Origin of the sequence: Demequina sp., from assembly GCF_049841215.1 — a bacterium.
Lineage (GTDB): Bacteria > Actinomycetota > Actinomycetes > Actinomycetales > Demequinaceae > Demequina.
Map to the genome: position 1 here is coordinate 70,596 of NZ_JASGEO010000002.1, position 20,887 is coordinate 91,482.

General features: G+C 66.2%; 23 protein-coding genes and 2 rRNA genes. 5 read left to right on the plus strand and 20 right to left on the minus strand.

All coding sequences use genetic code 11. The annotated features are described in order from the left end of the window. The first annotated feature begins 226 nt into the window (after positions 1-226). On the plus strand, positions 227-574 hold the full coding sequence (locus QM618_RS00375) for an ArsR/SmtB family transcription factor (protein ID WP_428093195.1): 348 nt from the start codon (positions 227-229) through the stop codon (positions 572-574). Here the strand turns inward: QM618_RS00375 and QM618_RS00380 are convergent. Genes QM618_RS00380 through QM618_RS00415 form a run of 8 tightly spaced genes read right to left on the minus strand, consistent with a single transcriptional unit; the run spans position 564 to position 7,029 of the window. Next, positions 564-893 (minus strand): metal-sulfur cluster assembly factor, encoded by a 330-nt coding sequence (locus QM618_RS00380; RefSeq protein ID WP_428093198.1) that lies wholly within the window; start codon positions 891-893, stop codon positions 564-566. The genes QM618_RS00375 and QM618_RS00380 overlap by 11 nt on opposite strands. Further along, positions 886-1,362, minus strand: coding sequence for a Fe-S cluster assembly sulfur transfer protein SufU (gene sufU, locus QM618_RS00385; RefSeq protein ID WP_428093201.1), 477 nt, complete (start codon positions 1,360-1,362; stop codon positions 886-888). The genes QM618_RS00380 and sufU overlap by 8 nt, the downstream gene beginning before the upstream one ends. Continuing rightward, positions 1,359-2,624, minus strand: a complete 1,266-nt coding sequence (locus QM618_RS00390) for a SufS family cysteine desulfurase (protein ID WP_428093204.1) — start codon at positions 2,622-2,624, stop codon at positions 1,359-1,361. The genes sufU and QM618_RS00390 overlap by 4 nt, the downstream gene beginning before the upstream one ends. 9 nt (positions 2,625-2,633) lie before the next feature. Beyond that, positions 2,634-3,392, minus strand: a complete 759-nt coding sequence (gene sufC, locus QM618_RS00395; protein ID WP_428093207.1) for a Fe-S cluster assembly ATPase SufC — start codon at positions 3,390-3,392, stop codon at positions 2,634-2,636. Continuing rightward, complete coding sequence (locus QM618_RS00400; protein WP_428093210.1) at positions 3,389-3,745, minus strand: Rieske (2Fe-2S) protein; 357 nt, start codon at positions 3,743-3,745, stop codon at positions 3,389-3,391. Before QM618_RS00400 ends, sufC begins: the two co-directional genes overlap by 4 nt. After that, positions 3,738-4,928 carry a Fe-S cluster assembly protein SufD gene (gene sufD / locus QM618_RS00405; protein WP_428093213.1) on the minus strand — a complete coding sequence of 397 codons (1,191 nt, stop codon included), beginning with the start codon at positions 4,926-4,928 and terminating at the stop codon, positions 3,738-3,740. The genes QM618_RS00400 and sufD overlap by 8 nt, the downstream gene beginning before the upstream one ends. After that, complete coding sequence (gene sufB / locus QM618_RS00410) at positions 4,925-6,358, minus strand: Fe-S cluster assembly protein SufB (protein ID WP_428093216.1); 1,434 nt, start codon at positions 6,356-6,358, stop codon at positions 4,925-4,927. Before sufB ends, sufD begins: the two co-directional genes overlap by 4 nt. Before the next feature lie 2 nt (positions 6,359-6,360). Then, the gene (locus QM618_RS00415; RefSeq protein WP_428093219.1) at positions 6,361-7,029 is read right to left on the minus strand and encodes a helix-turn-helix transcriptional regulator; all 669 of its coding nucleotides are present in this window, start codon (positions 7,027-7,029) and stop codon (positions 6,361-6,363) included. A 250-nt stretch (positions 7,030-7,279) separates the two neighbouring features. Between QM618_RS00415 and QM618_RS00420 the strand changes: the two genes are divergently transcribed. From QM618_RS00420 to QM618_RS00435, 4 genes are read left to right on the plus strand one after another with little or no spacing between them, the layout of a single operon-like run. Next, positions 7,280-7,528, plus strand: coding sequence for a type II toxin-antitoxin system Phd/YefM family antitoxin (locus QM618_RS00420; RefSeq protein WP_428093222.1), 249 nt, complete (start codon positions 7,280-7,282; stop codon positions 7,526-7,528). Then, positions 7,525-7,914: a type II toxin-antitoxin system VapC family toxin gene (locus tag QM618_RS00425; protein WP_428093225.1), complete on the plus strand. Its 390-nt coding sequence runs from the start codon at positions 7,525-7,527 to the stop codon at positions 7,912-7,914. Before QM618_RS00420 ends, QM618_RS00425 begins: the two co-directional genes overlap by 4 nt. A 26-nt stretch (positions 7,915-7,940) precedes the next feature. After that, positions 7,941-8,861, plus strand: a complete 921-nt coding sequence (locus tag QM618_RS00430) for a COX15/CtaA family protein (RefSeq protein WP_428093228.1) — start codon at positions 7,941-7,943, stop codon at positions 8,859-8,861. 52 nt (positions 8,862-8,913) lie between these two features. Continuing rightward, positions 8,914-9,525 carry a YbhB/YbcL family Raf kinase inhibitor-like protein gene (locus tag QM618_RS00435; RefSeq protein ID WP_428093231.1) on the plus strand — a complete coding sequence of 204 codons (612 nt, stop codon included), beginning with the start codon at positions 8,914-8,916 and terminating at the stop codon, positions 9,523-9,525. A 3-nt stretch (positions 9,526-9,528) separates the two neighbouring features. On the opposite strand, the gene QM618_RS00440 is transcribed toward QM618_RS00435, so the two are convergent. The 12 genes from QM618_RS00440 to QM618_RS00495 form a co-directional block, all read right to left on the minus strand. Beyond that, entirely contained in the window at positions 9,529-10,374 is an 846-nt protein-coding gene (locus QM618_RS00440) for an NUDIX domain-containing protein (RefSeq protein WP_428093234.1), read from the minus strand. Between the two features lie 2 nt (positions 10,375-10,376). Then, on the minus strand, positions 10,377-12,080 hold the full coding sequence (locus tag QM618_RS00445) for a CTP synthase (protein ID WP_428093237.1): 1,704 nt from the start codon (positions 12,078-12,080) through the stop codon (positions 10,377-10,379). Positions 12,081-12,160: 80 nt separating this feature from the next. Then, a complete protein-coding gene (locus tag QM618_RS00450) occupies positions 12,161-12,994 on the minus strand; it encodes a copper transporter (protein WP_428093240.1) in 834 nt (277 codons plus the stop codon). Continuing rightward, a complete protein-coding gene (gene steA / locus QM618_RS00455; protein ID WP_428093243.1) occupies positions 12,991-14,199 on the minus strand; it encodes a putative cytokinetic ring protein SteA in 1,209 nt (402 codons plus the stop codon). The genes QM618_RS00450 and steA overlap by 4 nt, the downstream gene beginning before the upstream one ends. 5 nt (positions 14,200-14,204) lie before the next feature. Continuing rightward, positions 14,205-15,887, minus strand: coding sequence for a DNA repair protein RecN (gene recN, locus QM618_RS00460; RefSeq protein WP_428093246.1), 1,683 nt, complete (start codon positions 15,885-15,887; stop codon positions 14,205-14,207). Between the two features lie 2 nt (positions 15,888-15,889). Next, a complete protein-coding gene (locus tag QM618_RS00465) occupies positions 15,890-16,738 on the minus strand; it encodes an NAD kinase (RefSeq protein ID WP_428093249.1) in 849 nt (282 codons plus the stop codon). Then, positions 16,735-17,553 carry a TlyA family RNA methyltransferase gene (locus tag QM618_RS00470; RefSeq protein WP_428093252.1) on the minus strand — a complete coding sequence of 273 codons (819 nt, stop codon included), beginning with the start codon at positions 17,551-17,553 and terminating at the stop codon, positions 16,735-16,737. The genes QM618_RS00465 and QM618_RS00470 overlap by 4 nt, the downstream gene beginning before the upstream one ends. Positions 17,554-17,566: 13 nt before the next feature. Further along, positions 17,567-17,737: a hypothetical protein gene (locus tag QM618_RS00475; RefSeq protein ID WP_428093256.1), complete on the minus strand. Its 171-nt coding sequence runs from the start codon at positions 17,735-17,737 to the stop codon at positions 17,567-17,569. 1 nt (position 17,738) lies between these two features. Continuing rightward, positions 17,739-18,743 carry an HAD-IIA family hydrolase gene (locus QM618_RS00480; RefSeq protein ID WP_428093260.1) on the minus strand — a complete coding sequence of 335 codons (1,005 nt, stop codon included), beginning with the start codon at positions 18,741-18,743 and terminating at the stop codon, positions 17,739-17,741. After that, positions 18,740-19,492 (minus strand): hypothetical protein, encoded by a 753-nt coding sequence (locus QM618_RS00485; RefSeq protein WP_428093263.1) that lies wholly within the window; start codon positions 19,490-19,492, stop codon positions 18,740-18,742. The genes QM618_RS00480 and QM618_RS00485 overlap by 4 nt, the downstream gene beginning before the upstream one ends. A gap of 249 nt (positions 19,493-19,741) precedes the next feature. After that, a 5S ribosomal RNA gene (rrf, locus tag QM618_RS00490) occupies positions 19,742-19,858 on the minus strand. An 81-nt stretch (positions 19,859-19,939) separates the two neighbouring features. After that, positions 19,940-20,887 (minus strand): 23S ribosomal RNA (locus QM618_RS00495); the annotation flags it as partial.

The window sequence follows — 20,887 nt, forward strand, 5'->3', positions numbered from 1 at the left end:
GCATCATTCTCTCGGAGGTGGGCTGGCTGCCGCCCCGCGCGCAGGCGACAGCCAGTGGATCAGCAGCAGCCCTGGTCGCCGCTGTGCTCTGGGCAGTTCGGCGGGCAGGCTACCGGCTCACAGCACTCGTGCATGATGATCCCCTTTCTGCATCGACAAGCGTCAATGCTTGATCATCGTGTCGCAATACATCGACATCTGTCAATATATGCGCGATACTTAGCGCATGACGACCCTGGAAGTGCTCGGCCGATCCGCCTGCTGCACCCCTGTGACGGCTGACGCAATGTCACGCGCCGACGCGCAAGCGGTGGCCCATGCGCTCAAAGCTCTCGCGGAGCCGGCGCGCGTGCAGATCATCTCCCTCGTGGCTGCTAGCAGCGACGCGGAGGCATGCGTATGCGACCTCCAAGATGCTTTGGGATTGTCCCAAGGCACCGTCTCGCATCACCTCAAGGTATTGGTGGATGCCGGTTTCCTGCAGAGGTCGAAGCGCGGCACGTGGGCGTATTACCGGCTCATACCTGGCGCCCTGGAGTCAGTGGCAGCGGCGCTGACCGCCCCTAGACGTTGAAGCCGAGCGCGCGAAGCTGCTCGCGGCCGTCGTCCGTGATCTTGTCTGGACCCCACGGCGGCATCCACACCCAGTTGATGCGGAAGCCGTCCACAAGACCCGACAGGGCCGCGGACGCTTGGTCCTCGATCACGTCGGTGAGCGGGCACGCGGCGGAGGTAAGCGTCATGTCGATCACGGCGTGGCGGTTGGCGTCCAACTGAATGCCGTACACAAGGCCCAGGTCGACGACGTTGATCCCCAGTTCGGGGTCGATGACGTCGCGCAGGGCCTCCTCGACGTCCGCCGCGTTCGATGGGGCTGATGCGGTGTCAGTCATCGCTGTCTCCCTTGCTTGAAGCCTGTGCCTTCACGAGCGCGTCCCGCAGGGCCATCCAGCCAAGCAGCGCACACTTGATACGGGCAGGATACTTGCCCACTCCGACGAACGCGGTAGCGTCGCCCAGCAGGTCTTCGCGGTGCTCGTCTAGCGGCACCCCACGATTGTTCATGAGCGCTCGAAAGGCCTCGTAGGTGACCTCCGCGTTCTCGAGCGACTCCCCTTCGACGAGTTCGCTCAGCACAGAGACGGAGGCCTGCGAGATCGAGCACCCGCTTCCCTCCCAGCTCACGGACGCCACGGTGTCGCCGTCCACACCAACGCGCAAGCGCACCTCGTCGCCACAGGTGGTGTTGACCTGGTGGGACTCGCCAACGTGGGGCAGATCAAGCGTGACGAGGCCGCGCCCGTGTGCCTCTCGCGCGTGATCCATGATCACTTGCTGATACATCGACTCAAGATCACTCATACCGTCACTCCAAAGAAACTCGGCACGGTGGCAAGCACCTCAAGGAAGGCGCGCACGTCGTCTTCGCTGGTATACACATGGCCCGACGCTCTGGTTGAGCCGGTAAGCCCGAGTCGCCTATGCAGGGGTTGGGCACAGTGGTGGCCCACGCGCACGGCGATGCCGCGGTCGTCGAGCACCTGGCCAACATCGTGCGGGTGGACGCCGTCCACGGCCACTGCAGCGATGCCGAGCACCCCAAGCGGCGCACTCACCGGGCCGATAAGCCGCACTCCGGGAATCTCGGAAACTCCCTCGCGGAGGATCGCCGCGAGGTGCGCCTCATGCGCGGCGACCGCGTCCATGCCAAGTCCGCCAAGGTAGCGTGCCGCAGCGGCCATCCCCACCGCCTGGGCAACGGGCTGCGTGCCGGGCTCAAAGCGCTGTGGTGCGTCAAGCCAGGTGGTCTCTTCCATCGTCACGATCTTGATGGCGCTACCGCCGTAGATCGACGGCGGCAGCGCATCGAGGAGGTCCTTGCGACCCCACAGCGCGCCAACGCCCGTGGGACCCAGCATCTTGTGCGCGGAGAACGCGGCGAAGTCCACGCCGAGGTTCGCGACGGACACCGGCAGGTGCGGCACCGACTGGCACGCGTCCAGCACGGTAATGGCGCCAACGGAGCGGGCGCGCGCAACGATGGCGGCCACGTCCGTGACCACGCCGGTGACGTTGGAGACGTGCGTGAACGCGACGATGCGCGTGCGCTCCGTGATGACGCTTTCCAACTCCTCGTAACGAAGCGTGCCGTCGTCGCCCAGGCCAATCCACCGCAGCGTCGCGCCAGTGCGCGCGGCCAGCTGCTGCCACGGGATGAGATTGGCGTGGTGTTCCGCCTCGGTGACGACGATCTCGTCACCCTCGCCCAAGGCGAACCTGCGAGCCTCAAGCCCTCCAAGGCCGTCGGACGCCGCGGCGAAGCCGTTCGCTACCAAGTTAAGCGCTTGAGTGGCGCCAGGGGTCCACACGAGCTCGTCCGCAGGCGCCCCAATGAAGGCGGCAACCTCGGAGCGCGCAGTCTCGAAAGCGTCGGTCGCTTCCTCCGCGAGCAGGTGTGCGCCGCGGGCTACCGCGCCATTGTGGAACTGGTAGAAGTCCGCCTCGGCGTTGAGGACCGCGTGCGGCTTCTGGCTCGTGGCACCGGAATCCAGGTACACCAACGGCTTCCCGTTCCGCACCGTGCGGGTGAGGAGCGGGAAGTCGCGGCGTACGTCAGGAAACATGCGGCAGAACTACTCTGCGGCCGCCAGGTAGCGGTCGTAGCCCTCGGCCTCGAGACGCTCGGCGAGCTCGGGGCCGCCCTCTTCGGCAACGCGGCCGTTGACGAACACGTGCACGAAGTCAGGGGTGATGTAGTTGAGGATGCGCGTGTAGTGAGTGATGAGCATGACGCCAAGGCCCGTGTTGTCCTTGACGCGGTTCACGCCCTCAGACACGATGCGCAGCGCGTCCACGTCGAGACCGGAGTCGGTCTCATCAAGGATCGCGATCTTGGGCTGCAGGAGTTCCATCTGGAGGATCTCGTGGCGCTTCTTCTCGCCCCCGGAGAAGCCCTCGTTGACGTTGCGCTCCGCGAATGCGGGGTCCATGCGCAGGTTGTCCATCGCGGTGCGGACGTCCTTGACCCACGTGCGCAGCTTGGGGGCTTCGCCGTCGATCGCCGTCTTCGCGGTGCGCAGGAAGTTGCTCACGGACACGCCGGGAACCTCAACGGGGTACTGCATCGCGAGGAAGAGGCCGGCCTTGGCGCGCTCGTCCACGGTCATCTCGAGCACGTCCTCGCCGTCAAGCGTGACGGAACCAGACGTGATCTCGTACTTGGGGTGGCCGGCGAGCGAGTACGCGAGCGTGGACTTACCGGAGCCGTTGGGGCCCATGATGGCGTGCGTCTCGCCGGAACGGATGGTCAGGTCAACACCGCGGAGGATCTCCTTGGTGCCTTCAGGGGTCTCGACGCTGACGTGCAGGTCGCGAATCTCGAGGGTGCTCATACTGTCTCCTTGACGGGGCTCTTGGGGGCGTCCACGTCGACGAGCACACGCTCGCCGTCCACGCGGACGGGGTAGGTCTTGACGGGGGTGATCGCGGGGAGCTCGTCCGGCTCGCCGGTGCGCACGTCGAAGCGGCTGCCGTGTGCCCAGCACTCGACGAAGCAGCCTTGGACGTCGCCTTCGGAAAGCGAGACCTCGCCGTGGGTGCACAGGTCGTCGATGGCGTAGAAGTCGCCGTCATCGGTGCGCACGATGGCAATGGGGATGTCGCTGCCCGACGCTACGGTCAGTTCGGCGAGCATCGCCGAGCCTGGCTCGAGGTCAGTTGTGAGGCACGCGAGCTGCTCAGACATCGGCAAGCTCTTCCTCAACGTGCTCCAGCTCAAGGTCAATCTCGCGCATGAGGCCGGCTTCCACTGCAGGCACGCCGATCTCCTGGATGAGGTCGGCGAAGAAGCCACGCACAACGAGTTTCCGGGCCTGCTCCTCGCTGATGCCGCGAGAGCGCAGGTAGAACATCTGCTCGTCGTCGAAGCGACCCGTGGCGGACGCGTGGCCCGCGCCCTCGATCTGGCCGGTCTCGATCTCGAGGTTGGGCACGGAGTCGGCACGGGCGCCGTCGGTGAGCACGAGGTTGCGGTTGAGCTCGTAGGTGTCGGTGCCCTCTGCTTCCGCACGGATCAGCACGTCGCCAATCCATACTGTGCGGGCGGTGGCGCCGGCGAGCGCGCCCTTGTAGGTCACGCGCGACGTGCACTTTGGCACGGCGTGGTCCACGAAGAGCTGGTGCTCTTGGTGCTGGCCGGAATCCGCGAAGTACAGGCCGAACAGGTCAACCGTTCCACCCTCCCCCGCGAACGCGGCGGACGTGTTGAGGCGCACCACCTTGCCGCCGAGCGTGACGACGGTGCCGCGCAAGTGCGAGTCGCGCCCAAGCCGCGCAACGACCTCGCCCACGTGGATCGCGTCTTCATCCCACTGCTGCAGCAACACGATGTTCGCCTTGGCGGCATCCGCTAGGTCGATCGACACGAACTCCGAGTACACCGCGGTGCCTCGGCGCTCCACGACGATCGTCACGTCCGCGCCCTCGCCGACCTCGAACAGCAGGTGCCCGCGCACGTCCGCACCCGTTCCGGTGAGGGTCACCGTGATCGGCTCCTCCACCTGGATACCAGGGGCGACGGTGAGCGCGATGGCGCCCGCGCTCAACGCCACGGCAACGGCCGACGCTCGATCACCGGGGGCTCGTACGGAACGGGCCTCAGCGTCGGGCTGGGAAACCTCGGTGAGCGTGACGCCCTCCGGAAGCTCAGACGTGGCCCACTCGAGGTGACCCTGGCCGCCCTCAAGCGCGAAGAGCGACTTGAGGTCGCGCACGGGAGAGAACCGCCAGTTCTCCTCACGACCCGTTGGCACCGCGAAGGTGTTGGGGTCAAAGGAGGTGGGGCGGTCGGCTCGCGAGGAGTCCGGCAGCACGCCGTGGGAATGGTCGCCCGCGAGGGTGGCTCGCGAGTGATCGGTGGTGATACTCAACCGACGGATCCTTCCATCTGCAGTTCGATAAGGCGGTTGAGCTCGAGTGCGTACTCCATAGGCAGCTCGCGCGCGATGGGCTCAACGAACCCACGCACGATCATGGCCATGGCCTCGAACTCGCTCATTCCGCGGGACATGAGGTAGAACAGCTGGTCTTCACTTACGCGCGAGACCGTGGCCTCGTGACCCATGTGGACGTCGTCCTCGCGGACGTCGACGTACGGGTAAGTGTCGGAACGGCTGATCGTGTCGACAAGCAGCGCGTCACACAGCACGTTGGACTTGGAGCCCTTGGCACCCTCGAGCACCTGCACAAGTCCGCGGTAGGACGTGCGGCCGCCGCCGCGCGCCACCGACTTGCTCACGATCGAGCTCGACGTGTTGGGGGCGGCGTGCACCATCTTGGCGCCCGCGTCTTGGTGCTGGCCCTCGCCCGCGAACGCGATCGACAGCGTCTCTCCGCGAGCATGCTCGCCAAGCATGAAGATTGCCGGGTACTTCATGGTGACCTTGGAGCCGATGTTGCCGTCGACCCATTCCATGGTGGCGCCTTCAGCGGCCGTGGCGCGCTTGGTGACGAGGTTGTAGACGTTGTTGGACCAGTTCTGAATGGTCGTGTAGCGAACGCGAGCGTTCTTCTTCACGATGATCTCCACGACGGCGCTGTGCAGCGAGTCGGACGAGTACACCGGAGCGGTGCAGCCCTCGACGTAGTGCACGTACGAGCCTTCGTCGGCGATGATCAGGGTGCGCTCAAACTGGCCCATGTTCTCCGTGTTGATACGGAAGTACGCCTGGAGCGGGATCTCGACGTGCACGCCCGGGGGAACGTAGACGAACGAGCCACCCGACCATACGGCCGTGTTAAGCGACGCGAACTTATTGTCGCCGGGCGGGATGACGGTGCCGAAGTACTCCTGGAAGAGCTCTGGGTAGTCGCGAAGGCCTGTGTCCGTGTCGACGAAGATGACGCCCTGGGCCTCAAGGTCCTCGCGGATCTGGTGGTACACCACCTCGGACTCGTACTGCGCCGCGACGCCCGCGACGAGACGCTGCTTCTCCGCCTCCGGGATGCCCAGCTTGTCGTACGTGTTCTTGATGTCCTCGGGAAGCTCTTCCCAGGACGTTGCCTGCTTCTCCGTGGAGCGCACAAAGTACTTGATGTTGTCGAAGTCAATTCCGCTGAGGTCTGCTCCCCAGTGCGGCATGGGCTTCTTGTCGAACAGCCGCAGGGACTTGAGGCGAAGCTCCAGCATCCAGTCGGGCTCGTTCTTGAGGTGCGAGATGTTGCGGACGACGGCCTCGCTGAGACCGCGCTGCGCGCTCATGCCGGCAGCGTCGGAATCGTGCCAGCCGTATTCGTAGTTGCCGATCGAGGCGATGGCCTCGTCTTGCGTCATGGGGACGCCCTGGGTGGGTGCGCTCATTGTCAGCCCTCCTTGCGGGTGGTGGCCGCCACAGGAAGTGCGGCGGCGACGGGGATTGTGGTGGTGCAGACGTGGGCGCCGCCCGCGAGGGTGGACAGGCGCTGCACGTGAACGTCAAGAATGCGGGAGAAAGTCCTGGCCTCTGCCTCACACCACTCTGGCGCGGACTGGGCGATGGACTGAACGGGGCAATGGCCCTGGCAGAGCTGCACGGTGTACCCACCTGGCCCTGGCCGAACTGACGTGGCGTAACCCCGCTTGCCCAGAGCGTCGGACAGCGCCTGGACGCGCTCCTCCATAGGTGCGTCTTTGGGGACAGCAGAACTCAACTCGGCCTCAAGCTGCGCCGACTTGGCCTCGACAAACGCCTCGAGCTCTCCGTGCTTACGCAGGAAGCCCATGGCGTCAACGGCAACCTCGGCGTAGGCGGACGCGAGCGCCTGCTGGCCCTCAGCGGTAGCGATGAAAGAGCGCGCGGGGCGTCCGCGGCCACGGACGTGCACACCGGGCGGCTCGTGATCGGTGATGTTGCCCTCGTCTTCGAGCGCGGTGAGGTGGCGGCGAATCGCCGCGGGGGTGACGTTGAGCTCGTGCGCGAGTGTCGCGGCGGTAATGGGACCGGCGGTCACGATGAGGCTGAGCACGCGATCTTTGGTGGTGTCTGCAGTCATGGTTCCTCTCCCCTCTAATTAACCAACATCTTCTTGCGGAAATACGTTCCCCGCAAGCAAGGGGAGCCTTACCTAAGGCGCGCTGGAGCAGCGCGGGCTATTGAGAGAGAGTGACGAAGCAGTCCATCTGGGCATTGGTGCCTGTAGCTCTCGGTACATATGGGTCACTTCCATGCCGCGAAGCGTCCCCGTTGTACCGACAGCACTCACAATCCAAGTACCAGGTGCTACAAGGTGCTACAATTCTGAGATGAGGTCCATTAGCCAGCGAGAGTTGCGCAATGACAGTGGGGCCGTGATGCGTGCCGTGCGGGCCGGCGAGACGCTTACGGTGACCGTGCGCGGTGTCCCCATCGCCACCCTCGCTCCCGTGGGTTCAGACCCGGGGCCACGCATCGCGCGACCCGCACGCACGATCCTCGACCCGGCCGCTGTCGAGCGCGTACGCATTGCGCAGACAACGACGGAACTCCTCGACGACCTCCGCGGCGATCGATGACCCACTGGTACCTCGATACTTCCGCGGCGCTCAAGCTGCTGGTGGAGGAGGCTGAAAGCGACGCGTTCGCGCGCTTCGTCACTGAAGAGCAGCCGGGTCTCGTCGCGTCTTTCCTCCTCGAGACCGAGTTGAGAAGGGCCGCGCAACGGCAGCCTGCGATAACCCAGGAAGCAGTGTCTGGCTTGCTCGCAGGGGTGGGGATGCTCGACGCACCACCCGGGGACTTCCGTGAAGCCGGACTCATTCCGGGTCAGAATCTGCGCTCTCTCGACGCACTCCACCTCGTCGCCGCGATCAGGGCGGGTGTAGACCAACTTCTCACCTACGACGCGCGGATGGCGGGCGCCGCGAGCGCCCTGGGTCTCACGGTGCACGCGCCGGCGTGACGTCGAGCGAACCCTAGAATTGGCGAGTGACCGACGCTGTGGAGACCCGCCGTACGCCCCTCACCAGGGGACTTAACTGGATCGCAGCCCGCGCGCGCGGCCTCACCATCGCCAACATCGTGGTGCAGGGCGCGATCATCGCCACGGGCGCGGCGGTGCGCCTCACGGACTCGGGCCTTGGCTGCTCCACGTGGCCGCAATGCGAGCCCGGCGAGTTCACGCCAGAGTTCCACGATGCCGCGAGCTATCACCCGTTCGTCGAGTTCGGCAACCGCACCATGACGGGAGTCCTCCTCATCGTGACCGCGCTGCTCGCGATCGCGATCTGGCGCGCCCGCCCAGACATGCGCTGGTGGGGTCTCGTTCCCGGCTTCGGCGTCATCGTGCAGGCGGTGCTGGGGGGCATCCTCGTGCACGCCAACCTCAACCCCTGGCTCGTAGCGCCCCACCTGTGGATCTCCGCTGCGCTCGTGTGGATCGCCGTCTACATCGCTCTGCGCTTCCGTGACGCTCCCGGCCGGGCGGGACGAGCCTTCACTCCCCTGCGGATTGCCAATCTGGCGCTGTTCCTCGTCGTCCTCTTCCTCGGCGCCCTCACTACGGGCGCTGGCCCGCACTCCGGTGACCCCGACGCCACCGAGCGCCTTGCCCTCGACCCCGCCCTCATCGCGCGCGCCCACGCAGGCGCGGTGTGGCTCTTCCTCATCACCCTGGCGGTGCTCATCTGGCTCATCCGCCGTGATCGCCGCGCCGCCGGCAAGGACGAGGTGCGCAAGGCCTGGATCGTCCTGATCGTCGCGACCCTGCTTCAGGGAGTCATCGGCTACGCCCAATACTTCACCGGGCTGCCCATTGTGCTTGTTGAGTTGCACCTCATCGGCGTCGCCGTGCTCAGCGCGGCCATGGGGGCCTTCTGGTACCTGGCACGCCCGGTAACGAACCCGTAACGGTTTCCTACCGTCGGTTAGGAGGCCCGACGCTGGGGCCAGGCTGGGTGGCATGAGACATCTTCTTCTGGCAACAGTTGCCGCGCTCGCACTCGCCGGGTGCACCACTCCCCTGAACATTCCAAGCGCCGAGCCCACGGGAACCGCAACCACAGCGCCCACTCCAACCACAGCGCCCTCCCCAACCACAGCGTCGGGCTTTGCCGTGACGAGCGCAGACTTCACGGACGGCGGCGAACTCGCCGAGTCGACCACCGCGAATGCCTTCAACGGCCAGTGCACGGGCGACAACGAGAACCCCGATCTGTCGTGGAGCGGCGCTCCCGAAGGCACGCAGTCTTACGCGATCACGATGATCGATCGCAGCGCGGCCAACTACATCCACTGGGTGCACTTCGACATCCCCGCGGACGTGACCGGGGTGGCTCGCGGCGAGAGCGACTCGCTCGCCGGCTCTGGTAGCGAGAACGATCAGTCAGAGCTTGGCTATTTTGGCCCGTGCCCACCAGGGCCAGACCACCGCTACGAGTTCACGGTCTATGCGCTCGATGCCGCGTTGGGGCTCGGAGACGGCGCAAGTTTCGTGGATCTCAAGAAGGGCATCGACGAGCACGTGCTCGCTCAAGCCACGATCAACGGAATGCGATCGGGCCCCGGCGAGTAGCCCTTAGTGCTCGCCCCTCGCGGGCGGGCGGCGCCATGGTGCATCCGCGGGCCGTAGCGTCGCGAAGTCCGCGCGGATGGCGATGTCCAAGGCGAACGCTCCCATGAGGAGGCTGGAACTGGCCACGTCGCCGCGAGTGATCGCGTTGATGATGGACGGCACGTCCACCCACGCTCCCACCATGTCGCGCTCCTCGTCGGTGCGCTCATGGCGGTCGTCCTCTTCCACGTGCGCGAGCTCGCGAGCAAGGTAGACGCGAATCCCCTCGCTGCTGCCGCCAGCCGACGTGAAGTAGTCCACGAGCACGTCCCACCGCGCGGCCGTGAGGTCGGCCTCCTCGAACAGCTCTCGCTTCGCCGCGTCGAGCGGGTCCTCGCCCCTCACATCCATGAGGCCTGCTGGCGGCTCCCACGTCTCCGTGCGCACCGGGTGACGGTACTGACGCACCAGGTAGACCTGGTCGTCCTCGTTGAGGGCCATTACAGCGACCGCGCCGGGGTGGTGCATGTAGTCGCGAGTGACCACCTCGGAGTCGCCTAGGTCCACGAGGTCGCTCGTCACGTCCCACACGCGTCCCGTGAACGAGCGTCGCGAATGCAGCACTTTGCGTCCGCCTGGCTGATCGGCGAAAGGCACGTAGGTGCGCTCGCCCGACGCTGGCTCGGGTTCTGCGGTTTCGTCGCCTTCCGGCTCCACACGCTCCTCGCCCACCACCGTCTCGACCTCGGCGACTTCCACCGGAACCACAGGCTCGGTGACGCCGGTAGGTCCTGCGATCTGCTCCGCCGCCGCAGGATGACCCATCTCCGGCTGTGCCGGCGCAGGATGACCAGATTTCTTCTTTGCCATGGCTAGGCCGTGACCGGAGCGTCCGCAGCCACGGGTGCGTCCACCGTTGCCGCCGCCTGGCGCTCAAGCGCGGCGCCGATCAGACCCGCGAACAGCGGGTGTGCCTTGGTGGGGCGAGACAGGAACTCGGGGTGCGCTTGGGTGGAGACGTAGTACGGGTGCACGTCCTTGGGAAGCTCAACGAACTCCACGAGCTGGCGGTCGGGAGACTCGCCGGAGACGACGAGCCCTGCCTCCTCGAGCTGCTGACGGTAGTTGTTGTTGACCTCGTAGCGGTGGCGGTGGCGCTCGCCAACCTCGGAGGCGCCGTACGTGGCCGCAACCACCGAACCGGGCTTGAGCACGGCCTTGTACTCGCCAAGGCGCATCGTGCCACCCATGTCGCCCTCGCCCTCGACAATCGCGAGCTGCTCCTCCATGGTCGCCACCACGGGGTGCTGCGTGTCCGCGTCGAACTCCGAGGACGAGGCGCCCTCGAGCCCAAGCACCGTGCGCGCGTACTCCATGACCATGACCTGCAGTCCAAGGCAAATGCCAAGCGTGGGCACGCCGTTCTCGCGCGCCCAGCGGGCCGCGCCAATCTTTCCGTCAACGCCGCGCACGCCAAACCCGCCGGGAATGAGCACCGCGTCCACGCCGCCGAGCGCGTCCTCGGCTCCCGCGGGAGTCTGGCACCGGTCGGAGGCGACCCAGCGAATGTTCACCTTGGCCTTGTGGTGGAAGCCTCCGGCACGGAGCGCCTCGCTCACGGACAGGTAGGCATCGGGAAGGTCCACATACTTGCCGACGAGCGCAACCTCCACCTGCTTCTTGGGCCGGTGCACGCGGTCGAGGAGTTCGTTCCACGGCCCCCACTCGACGTCGTGGAACGGGAGGTCGAGGCGGCGCACAACGTAGGCGTCGAGGCCCTCGGAGTGCAGCACCTTGGGGATGTCGTAAATGCTCGGCGCGTCCACGGCGTTCACCACGGCCTGCGTGTCCACGTCGCACATCAGGGCAACCTTGGACTTGACCGACGCCGGAACGGGACGGTCGGACCGCAGCACCAAAGCGTCGGGCTGGATACCAATCGAGCGCAGGGCCGCCACGGAGTGCTGGGTGGGCTTGGTCTTCTGCTCACCGGAGGGGCCAATGAACGGAATCAGCGAAACGTGGAGGAAGAACACGTGGTCACGGCCAACGTCATGGCGCACCTGGCGCGCGGCCTCGAGGAACGGCTGGGATTCGATGTCGCCGACCGTGCCGCCGATCTCGGTGATGATGACGTCCACGTTGGGGCCGGCCTGTGCGCGCATGCGGCGCTTGATCTCGTCGGTGATGTGCGGGATCACCTGCACGGTGTCGCCCAGGTACTCGCCGCGGCGCTCCTTGGCGATGACCTGCGAGTACACCTGGCCCGTGGTGACGTTGGAGGAAGCGCTCAGATTCACATCGAGAAAGCGCTCGTAGTGACCAATGTCGAGGTCCGTTTCCGCACCGTCATCGGTCACAAACACCTCTCCGTGCTGGAACGGGTTCATGGTGCCGGGATCCACATTGAGGTAAGGATCGAGTTTCTGCATCGTCACGCGAATGCCACGAGACCTGAGGAGGCGGCCGAGGCTAGAAGCCGTCAAGCCCTTCCCGAGGGAGGAAACGACGCCTCCGGTTACAAAGATGTGACGGGTGACGTGGTCCTGACCGGACGAATATCGAGTTCTCTCCACGGAACTCCAGTTTACCAGTCCCGGCCGACGCTGGGGGCGGCTGACGCGCCGAGCTTGCCTTTCGCTGTGGTTGCGGCGGGCTAGTTGAGGTTCGCGATGACGTCAGCAGCGTCGCTCGCGTCGTACGCGCCGGAGATGCCACCGGCGGCGTTAATGGTGGCCCCTACGACCGTCCATGCACCGTAGAACGTGGCCGCTCGCGTGACGGTGGTGGCGCTTCCCGCGCTCCCAGCGTCAGCACCAGTGAAGCCCACCACGGTGGCCACTGAGGTATCCACGAACGCGCCGGCGAGATCCGAGACGTCGCCGCCGGGGGTCACAAGCAAGAACACTTCCGCCGTTGCGGTGCGCTCCCCCGTTACCAGTTCCGCCTCGGTGAGAAGGGTCCACAGGGTATCCGCGCGCTCTTGGCCTTCAGGATCGAACGCCCCTCCCGAAGCGAGCGCCTGCGCGAGCGCCGCCGAGAGCACCTGCGACGTGGTGGCCCCCTGCGGGGGTTCGGGGAGCGCGTCGGTGATCTGATCCGCGAGCGCGTCGCGGAAGGCTCCCCTGTCCTCTGCGGTCCACTCGTCGGTGAGCGCGACGGTGGACCCCGTCACCGCGCCCGCCTGCTCGAGCCGCGCCGATGCCGCAGCGAGGTCCTCGTCAGTCGTGTCAGCGGTGCGTACGAGGGCCACGGTGCGACCTTCGAGCCGGGCACGAATGGCCACGGGGCCGGTCGCATCCGCGAAATCGTGTCCTAGCTGAGCCTCACCCTGTGCGGCCTCTGCCTCGCGCTCCGCCTCAGCGAGCTTGTCGCCGTCAGAGGAGTTCGCGAGGAATCCAGAACCAAGGACGCCCGATCCCAAGAGCAGTCCAACGGCGAGCGCGAAGACGGCAAGCGCCGCCACCAGCACCCTGCTGCGGCCGGTCACTGCGCTCCCCCAAACCATCCGGTGACGGTGTCGAACGCATCGGCAAGCCAGTCGCGGACATCGTCAACGGACAACAGCGCAACGGCGAAGGTAAGCCCGGCGAATAGCACCACCGTCCACACGAAGGCGAGTGAGTGTCGATGCCGGTAGGTCTCCGCGATCACCCGAGCGTCCGTTGTGGTGCGAGCGGTGACGAGGGACGTGAGGAACGTGCCGATGCCCTCGCCGGGTTCTGCGCTCAGCACATCCACCGCGCCCTGACGCCGCCCGGCCACGACCACCACCTGCGCTCCCGCATGGTGCGCGGCAAGAATCGCGAGATCTGCGCCGGTGAGCGCAACGTCAGACGTGTCGTACCCCACTCCCATGGCTTCGAGCCGCGATTGCGCGCCGGTGTCCGTTCGCAGCACGATGACGCGCGATGTCTTGAGCACGTTCTCGGGCGCACGGTCGATCGAACCGAGCACCACGGCCGGGCGCAAGTGGTTGGCCACGCACGCGTCCACGGCTCCGCCTTCGGCGAGCACGAGCGGACGCCTATCCGCGATGAACAGTTTGAGACGCTTGAGGTCATCCGCAGTGGTTGGCGACTCTGCGACCACGAGGACAACTCGGTCACTCACATCCACACCGAGTGCAGGCAAGCCGTTGCCTTCAAAGAACAACGGACCCTCGCGCTCAAGGCGTTCGATCGCGTGGGATCCGAACACGGCAACTTGCACCTTGAGGTGATCGAGCGCGGCCGTGTCGGCGGCAACAACGCGCTCGCGAGTGAGCGCGGTGCCGGTAGCAACAAGCGCCGCGCCGCGAAGAATCCGATCGCCTGCGAGAGTCAGTTGGCTGCCATCGCGCACCGCGAGCACAGCGGCGCCCGCGCCGTCGATGACGGTCATCCCTGCGTCGAGAAGTCGCCGCGCACCCGCCGCTGGTTGGCGTCCCGACGCGGTGCGCTGGGCGTTCACCACCGCAACAGCGCCGGTGGCCGCGAGCGCATCGGCATCCGCCTCGCGCAGGTCTTGCGCGCTGATGATGAGCACGTCGCCCTTCCGCGCCTTGGCAACAAGATCTCGAATGCTCGACCCCACGCGCGCCGGCCCCGTGGGCCCGCCCCCTGCAGGGCCCGTGAGGCCCGTGCCGTCCACCGTAGGCAACTGTTCCGTTGTGGCGTCGACGGGCGCGTCAGTTCCCTCGGGTGGTTGCGCCATGGACGTCATCGTCCCATGGCGGACGCCTCAAGAAGTTCAACAGCGTGGGCGCGCGCGGTACTCGACTCCTCTTGACCTGAGAGCAATCGGGCAATCTCCGCAATTCGGTCCTCACCAGCCACCTGATGCACCTGACTGCGCGTCACAAGGCCTTCCGTCGCCTTCTCCACCACCACGTGCGCATCAGCGAATGCGGCCACTTGCGCAAGGTGCGTGACCACGATCACCTGGTGCGTTCGCGCGAGTTCGGCGAGCCGCTGGCCTACCGCGAGCGCCGCCTTTCCACCCACGCCCGCGTCCACCTCGTCGAAGATGAACGTGTGACCTGGGGCAGCCGCCCTCGCAGCGAGCGCCACCTCGATGGCGAGCATGATCCGCGACAGTTCGCCGCCGCTCGCCGCGTCCGCGACGGCGCGAGCGGTGGCTCCTGGGTGAGCAGCGAGCGTCATGGCCACACTGTCGGCGCCCGACGGCCCCGGCTGGGTAGGTTCGACTGTCACCCCGAAGCGGGCATCGGCCATGGCGAGCTGGGACAGTTCGGCGGCCACGGCCTCGGCGAGTGCGGCGGCCGCAGCTGTTCGTCCCGCGGACACCCGAGCCGCGATCTCTGCCACGCGTGCCTCGCTCGCGTCCACATGGGCGCGGCGGGCCGCGACGGTCTCGTCCCACGCGTCATCGGCAGCCACGGCTTCGCGTGCGCGGGCCGCGTGGTCGAGCACCCCTTCGAGGTCCGTGCCGAGCCGGCGCTTCAGCCCCGCGATCGCGGAGCGTCGGGAGTGAAGTTCATCGAGGCTCGCGCCGTCGGCGTCGAGAGAGTCGAGGTACCGCGCGAGTTCTGTCGCGAGATCGGCTGCGCCGTAGCGAAGCTCCGCGATCCGTGTCGCGAGATCGGCGAGGGCCGGCTCGTGCCGCCCGGCGCCCGTCAGCGCGCGTGCGGCGGCGTCGAGAACGGCAACCGCGGTCACCTCGTCGTCGCCCGCGAGTATCCCCTGAGCCGCCCCAGCAGCAGCGCGCACCTCTGCGGAGTTCTCGAGCACCGCGATGCGCGATGAGAGGTCGTCGTCTTCGCCAGACTGGGGATCGACGGCATCGATCGCCTCGAGGTCTGCGCGCAGAGCGGCGATGTGAGCGCGCTGGATGGACGCCCCCGTCTCCATTTCCGCGAGAGCTGCCCTAGCGTCCGCCAGCGCGGACCACGCCGCCCGGTACTCCGCGAGCACCGCTAGATGTGCTGCGCCGGCAAACTCGTCGAGCGTGGCGCGTTGCTTCGCCGAGGTACGCAGCCGCACCTGATCCGCCTGCCCGTGGACCGTAACCGCGGACTCCGCAAGCTCGGCGAGGAGCGCCTGCGGCACCGTGCGGCCACCAAGCGTGGCGCGCGAGCGAGTGGTGGCGCCAACCGTGCGGGCCACCACAATGGTGCCGTCATCGTCAATGGATGCCCCAGCGTCGGCCGCCAACCCGGCCGCAGCGTCGGGCACATCCAAGACCGCCTCCGCCACCGCTTCGTCTGCCCCCGCGCGGACCGTTCCCGCGTCCGCCTTGGCACCGAGGATCAAGCCGAGTCCTGTGAGCACCATCGTCTTTCCCGCGCCGGTCTCGCCCGTGACGCACGTGAGGCCAGGCCCGAGCGACACGCGCGCAGCCTCAATGACGCCAAGGTTCTCGATGGCGAGTTCGTGCAGCACAGCTAGCCGTCCTGGACGGGACCACGCCACCCGTTGATGGGAAGCGAGAACTTCTTGACAAGGCGCTCGGTGAAAGGGGCATCGGACATGCGCGCGAGGCGCACGGGATGCGTGCCGCGGCGCACCTCCACGCGGCCGCCGCGCAACACGTCGATACTGCGCGAGCCGTCGAGGACCACTTGCGCCTCCGACTCCGAACGCTCCGTGACCTCGAGCGCGAACCACGACTTGGGACCCACCACCAGGGGCCGCGCGAAGAGCGCGTGCGCCGCGAGCGGCACAAACAGCAGCGCGTCAACGTCCGGCCACAGCACGGGGCCACCGGCGCTGAACGCGTGGGCGGTGGAGCCCGTGGCGGTGGACACGACCACGCCGTCGCACCCGAACGTGGAGACCGGACGGCCGTCCACCTCAATCGCTAGTTCTACGGTGCGCCGCAGGTTCGCGCGTTCCACGGTGGCCTCGTTGAGCGCCCACCCAGTCTCCGTGTCGCCATTGGGTTGCTTGACGATGACTTCGAGCGTGTGACGCTCCTCCACCGCATAGTCGCCTGCAACGAGCCGCTGAATCGCGTGGCGAATGTCCTCGCGCTCCGCCTCAGCGAGGAACCCCACGTGCCCAAGATTGACGCCGAGCAGCGGGATCCCAGCGCCGCGGGTGAGGCTTGCAGCGTGCAGGATCGTGCCATCGCCGCCAAGCACGACGGCGGCTTCGATGGGCTTGTCCGTCCCTGGCTCAAAGTTGCGGCACACCTCGATGCCTTCGGCCTCGAGGGCGCGTGTCACAAGGGCACCCGCGTGCGCGGCGTCGGCGCGGTGGGGATTGACCACCACGAGCATCCTGCGGCTCACAAGCGTCCCTTCGTTACGTACTCGATCGCGGACTTCAGCGCAGCGCCCGCAAGGTGGGGCCGCTGTGCGCCGTCCGCGCCACTAGCCTGCCATGCGAGCGAAGCCCAGATGAAGAATTCCACGTTCCCTGTGAGTCCGGGTAGTTGGGACTGCTCGACGCTGTGGATAACTGCACCTTCGGTGACCAGTGCCTTGGCGACGCCTGCGACGGCCTGTGCCCTGTCGTCGGGCCGTGTCACCACACCCCCGGCGCCAAGTTTGTCCTTGCCCACCTCAAACTGTGGCTTCACCATGAGCACAAGATCGCCCGACGCCACGGCTGAGCACAGCGGTCGGGTCACCAGGGTGAGGGAAATGAAGGAGAGGTCCGCCACCACGAGGTTTACGGCGCCCTCAAGGTGAGAGGCATCGAGGTCTCTGACGTTGAGACCCTCGATGGCGGTGACGCGGGGGTCGTTCGCGATCTGTGGGGCTAGTTGGCCATGGCCCACATCGATCGCAGTCACGTGCTCGGCGCCTCGCTCGAGGAGGACTTGGGTGAAGCCTCCCGTTGACGCGCCCGCGTCGAGCGCTCTCGCTCCGGCCACGGACAGTCCGTGAATGGCGCATGCGTCGAGCGCTCCGATGAGTTTGTGAGCGGCACGCGAGACGTATCCGTCGTCAATTACGTGGATTTCCGCGTCCTCTGGAACCGGCGTGGAGGCGCGCGTTGCGGTGGCGTTGCCGACCGTCACGGCGCCGGCCTCGATGAGGTGTTGCGCGTGGGTGCGCGAGCGGGCTAGACCACGCGCCACGAGCGCGCGATCAAGGCGCAAAGAGGTGGTGATGCTAGGAGTCGTCGCGCAGACGGTTGCTCAGCGCGTTCTGCACCTTGTCGAAGAAGTCCGCCTGCTCCTCAAGGTCCTCGGGGAGTTCGGTAACCGCTTCGAGGGCAGCCTTGACCTCGGCGGGGTACTCGACGTCCGCAACGGACTCACGGGTCTCGTTGATCTCGCTCATATCAGGAGGCTACCCCCAAGTGAGGAAGGGTCTCAACCAGCAACTTCTCCCCCGCGTCTGCAGCGGCCCATGCCGCGCAGCATGCGGCGCGCACGCGATCGATGTCGCTGCCGCCGTCAACGAGCAATCGGCCCTCGACGACGTGAGCCCTCGCGTCGCCAACGTGCCACCAGCTGCCGTCCTGGCGAGGCTCGGGATGAGTCTCCTCGAGCGTGCGCAAGGTGGATCCAATGAACGAGGGCCTGTGCTCCTTGGGTGCCGTGAGCGTCTCGCGGACGTCGCTCACACCGGTCAGCACCAACAGACCTGGGATGTTCGCGGCGCGAGCACCCTTGAGATCCGTATCGAGCCGATCTCCGATAACGAGGGGGCGTTCCGCGCCGGCACGTTTGGCGGCGAGCAGGAACATGCCGGGCTCGGGTTTGCCTGCGGCGGGGGGTGTGACGCCCGTTGCCGTCACCACCGCCGCGACGAGTGAGCCGTTCCCGGGCGCCATTCCGCGCTCCGTGGGAAGCGTGAGGTCCAGGTTTGTGGCGAAATAGCGAGCGCCCGCGTTGATCGCGTAGGCGGCTTCAGCGAGCTGTCGCCAACCGAGGTCAGGGTGATATCCCTGGATGACGGCGGCAGGGTGAGCGGCGGCGTCGTCGACCAGTTCAAAGCCCAGCGCGCCAACGGCCGTGCGGAGCCCCTTTCCGCCGATAACCAGCACCTTTGCACCCTGAGGCAGCGCGTCGGCGAGCATCGCGGCACCTGCCTGAGCAGCCGTCAGCACCTCGTCGGCGTCGGCCGGGATGCCGAGTTCCGTGAGGTGTGCGGCCACCTCACCTGGCTCTCGCGACGCATTGTTGGTGACAAACACCAGTCGGAGTCCGTGGTCACGCGCGGCCTGCAGAGCGGGAGGCGCCGTCGGAATCGCGTGCGGACCCTTATACGCCACACCGTCGAGGTCGACGAGGGCCACGTCGTAGGCCGTAGCCAGCGGGCCCGCGGAGCCGATGAGCGTCACTGCTGTGCCTCCGCGGCTTCTGCGGGTGGCTCGTCGTCGAACGTGTCGTACACGACGATGTCCTCCTCCGGCTCATCCGTCGCGTCCTCAATGACGGGCTCAAGGGCTTCGGCTTCCTCATCACGACCGAGGTGTCGCAGCACTGCGGCGGTCGCCTCGTCAATGCGGGCGCGAAGGCTTGCATCGCCCGTCTGCAGGCGCTTGAGGGATACGAGCGCAGCCTCGTGGTCTCCCATGTCGCTTCGGGCACCCGCCACGACGATGGCGAGCTCGATCCGTCGCTCGGCCGAAAGTGCCTTTGCCTCGGGTTCCTGGGCGAGTGCGATGGCACGTTCTGGCCTGCCGAGGCCTCGCTCACAGTCCGCCATCAACGGCAGGTGTTCGCTCGAACCATTGAGGCGGCGAACGGTGCGGAACTCCCGCAACGCCTCCGCGTAGCGTCCCGTGGCGTAAGCCGTGAGCGCTGCAGCTTCGCGGACCACGTCGACCCGGCCGCCGCGAGACGCGGCAACCGCCGCATGACGGTAGGCGAGCTCAGGATCCGTCTCAAGGAGGCTGCCGGCCATGATGAGGTGGCGGCCAACGTCCTCGGCGTTCTCCTTGCTCAAGGTGCGCAGCCGCGCGCGAACCGTGCGATCCAATTGGCCGTAGACGACCTCTTCGGGAATCTCCGGGGCCACAGGCCCCTTCTTGACCGGCTTGTCCTCGCGTGGACCGCGCTCTACTCGCTGTCCGCCCTCACGACGCACGCCATCCTTGTACGGAGCGCGACCGCCTGAGCGCCGAGGAGCGTCACCGCGGGGTGCACCATCACGACGGGGTGCACCATCACGACGAGGAGCACCCCCTCGAGAGCTTGAGCCGGAGGATCGACGTGGTTCGCCGCCGCTCTTGGCGCGGTCCTCGGTGGCCATGATGCTCCGTTCTGAAGGTGTCGCTATCTTACGCAGAAATGACGAAGGGCCGCCCATCATTGGGCGGCCCTTCGCTGAAAGAATGTCCCGCAGCGACCTACTCTCCCACACCTTCGCAAGTGCAGTACCATCGGCGCTGAGAGGCTTAGCTTCCGGGTTCGGAATGGGACCGGGCGTTTCCCTCTCGCTATGGCTGCGGAAACTCTATGGAGATATATCAGTTACCCGACCGTATCTCGGGAACCGCACAGTGGACGCGTAGCAAATCAATAAAATCTGAGGTAGGTCAAGTTATCGGCCTATTAGTACCGGTCAGCTTCAAGGGTCTTTAGTCCCCTCTTCCACATCCGGCCTATCAACCCGGTGGTCTGCCGGGGGCCTCTCGGGCCGAAGCCCATGGAAATCTCATCTTGAAACAGGCTTCCCGCTTAGATGCTTTCAGCGGTTATCCCTTCCCAACGTAGCCAACCAGCCGTGCTCCTGGCGGAACAACTGGCACACCAGAGGTTAGTCCACCCCGGTCCTCTCGTACTAGGGGCAGCCTTTCTCAAATTTCCTGCGCGCGCAGCGGATAGGGACCGAACTGTCTCACGACGTTCTAAACCCAGCTCGCGTACCGCTTTAATGGGCGAACAGCCCAACCCTTGGGACCAACTCCAGCCCCAGGATGCGACGAGCCGACATCGAGGTGCCAAACCATGCCGTCGATATGGACTCTTGGGCAGGATCAGCCTGTTATCCCCGGGGTACCTTTTATCCGTTGAGCGCTGGCGCTTCCACTTGCCACCAGCGGGTCACTAGTCCCGACTTTCGTCCCTGCTCGACCTGTCAGTCTCACAGTCAAGCTCCCTTGTACACTTGCACTCGCCACCTGATTGCCAACCAGGCTGAGGGAACCTTTGGGCGCCTCCGTTACTTTTTGGGAGGCAACCGCCCCAGTTAAACTACCCACCAGGCACTGTCCCTGATCCGGATTACGGACCGAGGTTAGATATCCAGAGTGATCAGAGTGGTATTTCAACGATGACTCCACCAATACTGGCGTATCGGCTTCAAAGTCTCCCACCTATCCTACACAAACCACACCGAATACCAATACCAAGCTATAGTAAAGGTCCCGGGGTCTTTCCGTCCTGCTGCGCGTAACGAGCATCTTTACTCGTAGTGCAATTTCGCCGAGTTCGTGGTGGAGACAGCGCCCAAATCGTTACTCCATTCGTGCAGGTCGGA

What these genes read in the sequence shown, in the direction of transcription:
- QM618_RS00375 (WP_428093195.1), top strand. Translation starts at nt 227, where the DNA reads ATGACGACCCTGGAAGTGCTCGGCCGATCCGCCTGCTGCACCCCTGTG.
- QM618_RS00380 (WP_428093198.1), bottom strand. Translation starts at nt 893, where the DNA reads ATGACTGACACCGCATCAGCCCCATCGAACGCGGCGGACGTCGAGGAG.
- sufU (WP_428093201.1), bottom strand. Translation starts at nt 1,362, where the DNA reads ATGAGTGATCTTGAGTCGATGTATCAGCAAGTGATCATGGATCACGCG.
- QM618_RS00390 (WP_428093204.1), bottom strand. Translation starts at nt 2,624, where the DNA reads ATGTTTCCTGACGTACGCCGCGACTTCCCGCTCCTCACCCGCACGGTG.
- sufC (WP_428093207.1), bottom strand. Translation starts at nt 3,392, where the DNA reads ATGAGCACCCTCGAGATTCGCGACCTGCACGTCAGCGTCGAGACCCCT.
- QM618_RS00400 (WP_428093210.1), bottom strand. Translation starts at nt 3,745, where the DNA reads ATGTCTGAGCAGCTCGCGTGCCTCACAACTGACCTCGAGCCAGGCTCG.
- sufB (WP_428093216.1), bottom strand. Translation starts at nt 6,358, where the DNA reads ATGAGCGCACCCACCCAGGGCGTCCCCATGACGCAAGACGAGGCCATC.
- QM618_RS00415 (WP_428093219.1), bottom strand. Translation starts at nt 7,029, where the DNA reads ATGACTGCAGACACCACCAAAGATCGCGTGCTCAGCCTCATCGTGACC.
- QM618_RS00420 (WP_428093222.1), top strand. Translation starts at nt 7,280, where the DNA reads ATGAGGTCCATTAGCCAGCGAGAGTTGCGCAATGACAGTGGGGCCGTG.
- QM618_RS00425 (WP_428093225.1), top strand. Translation starts at nt 7,525, where the DNA reads ATGACCCACTGGTACCTCGATACTTCCGCGGCGCTCAAGCTGCTGGTG.
- QM618_RS00435 (WP_428093231.1), top strand. Translation starts at nt 8,914, where the DNA reads ATGAGACATCTTCTTCTGGCAACAGTTGCCGCGCTCGCACTCGCCGGG.
- QM618_RS00440 (WP_428093234.1), bottom strand. Translation starts at nt 10,374, where the DNA reads ATGGCAAAGAAGAAATCTGGTCATCCTGCGCCGGCACAGCCGGAGATG.
- steA (WP_428093243.1), bottom strand. Translation starts at nt 14,199, where the DNA reads ATGGCGCAACCACCCGAGGGAACTGACGCGCCCGTCGACGCCACAACG.
- QM618_RS00475 (WP_428093256.1), bottom strand. Translation starts at nt 17,737, where the DNA reads ATGAGCGAGATCAACGAGACCCGTGAGTCCGTTGCGGACGTCGAGTAC.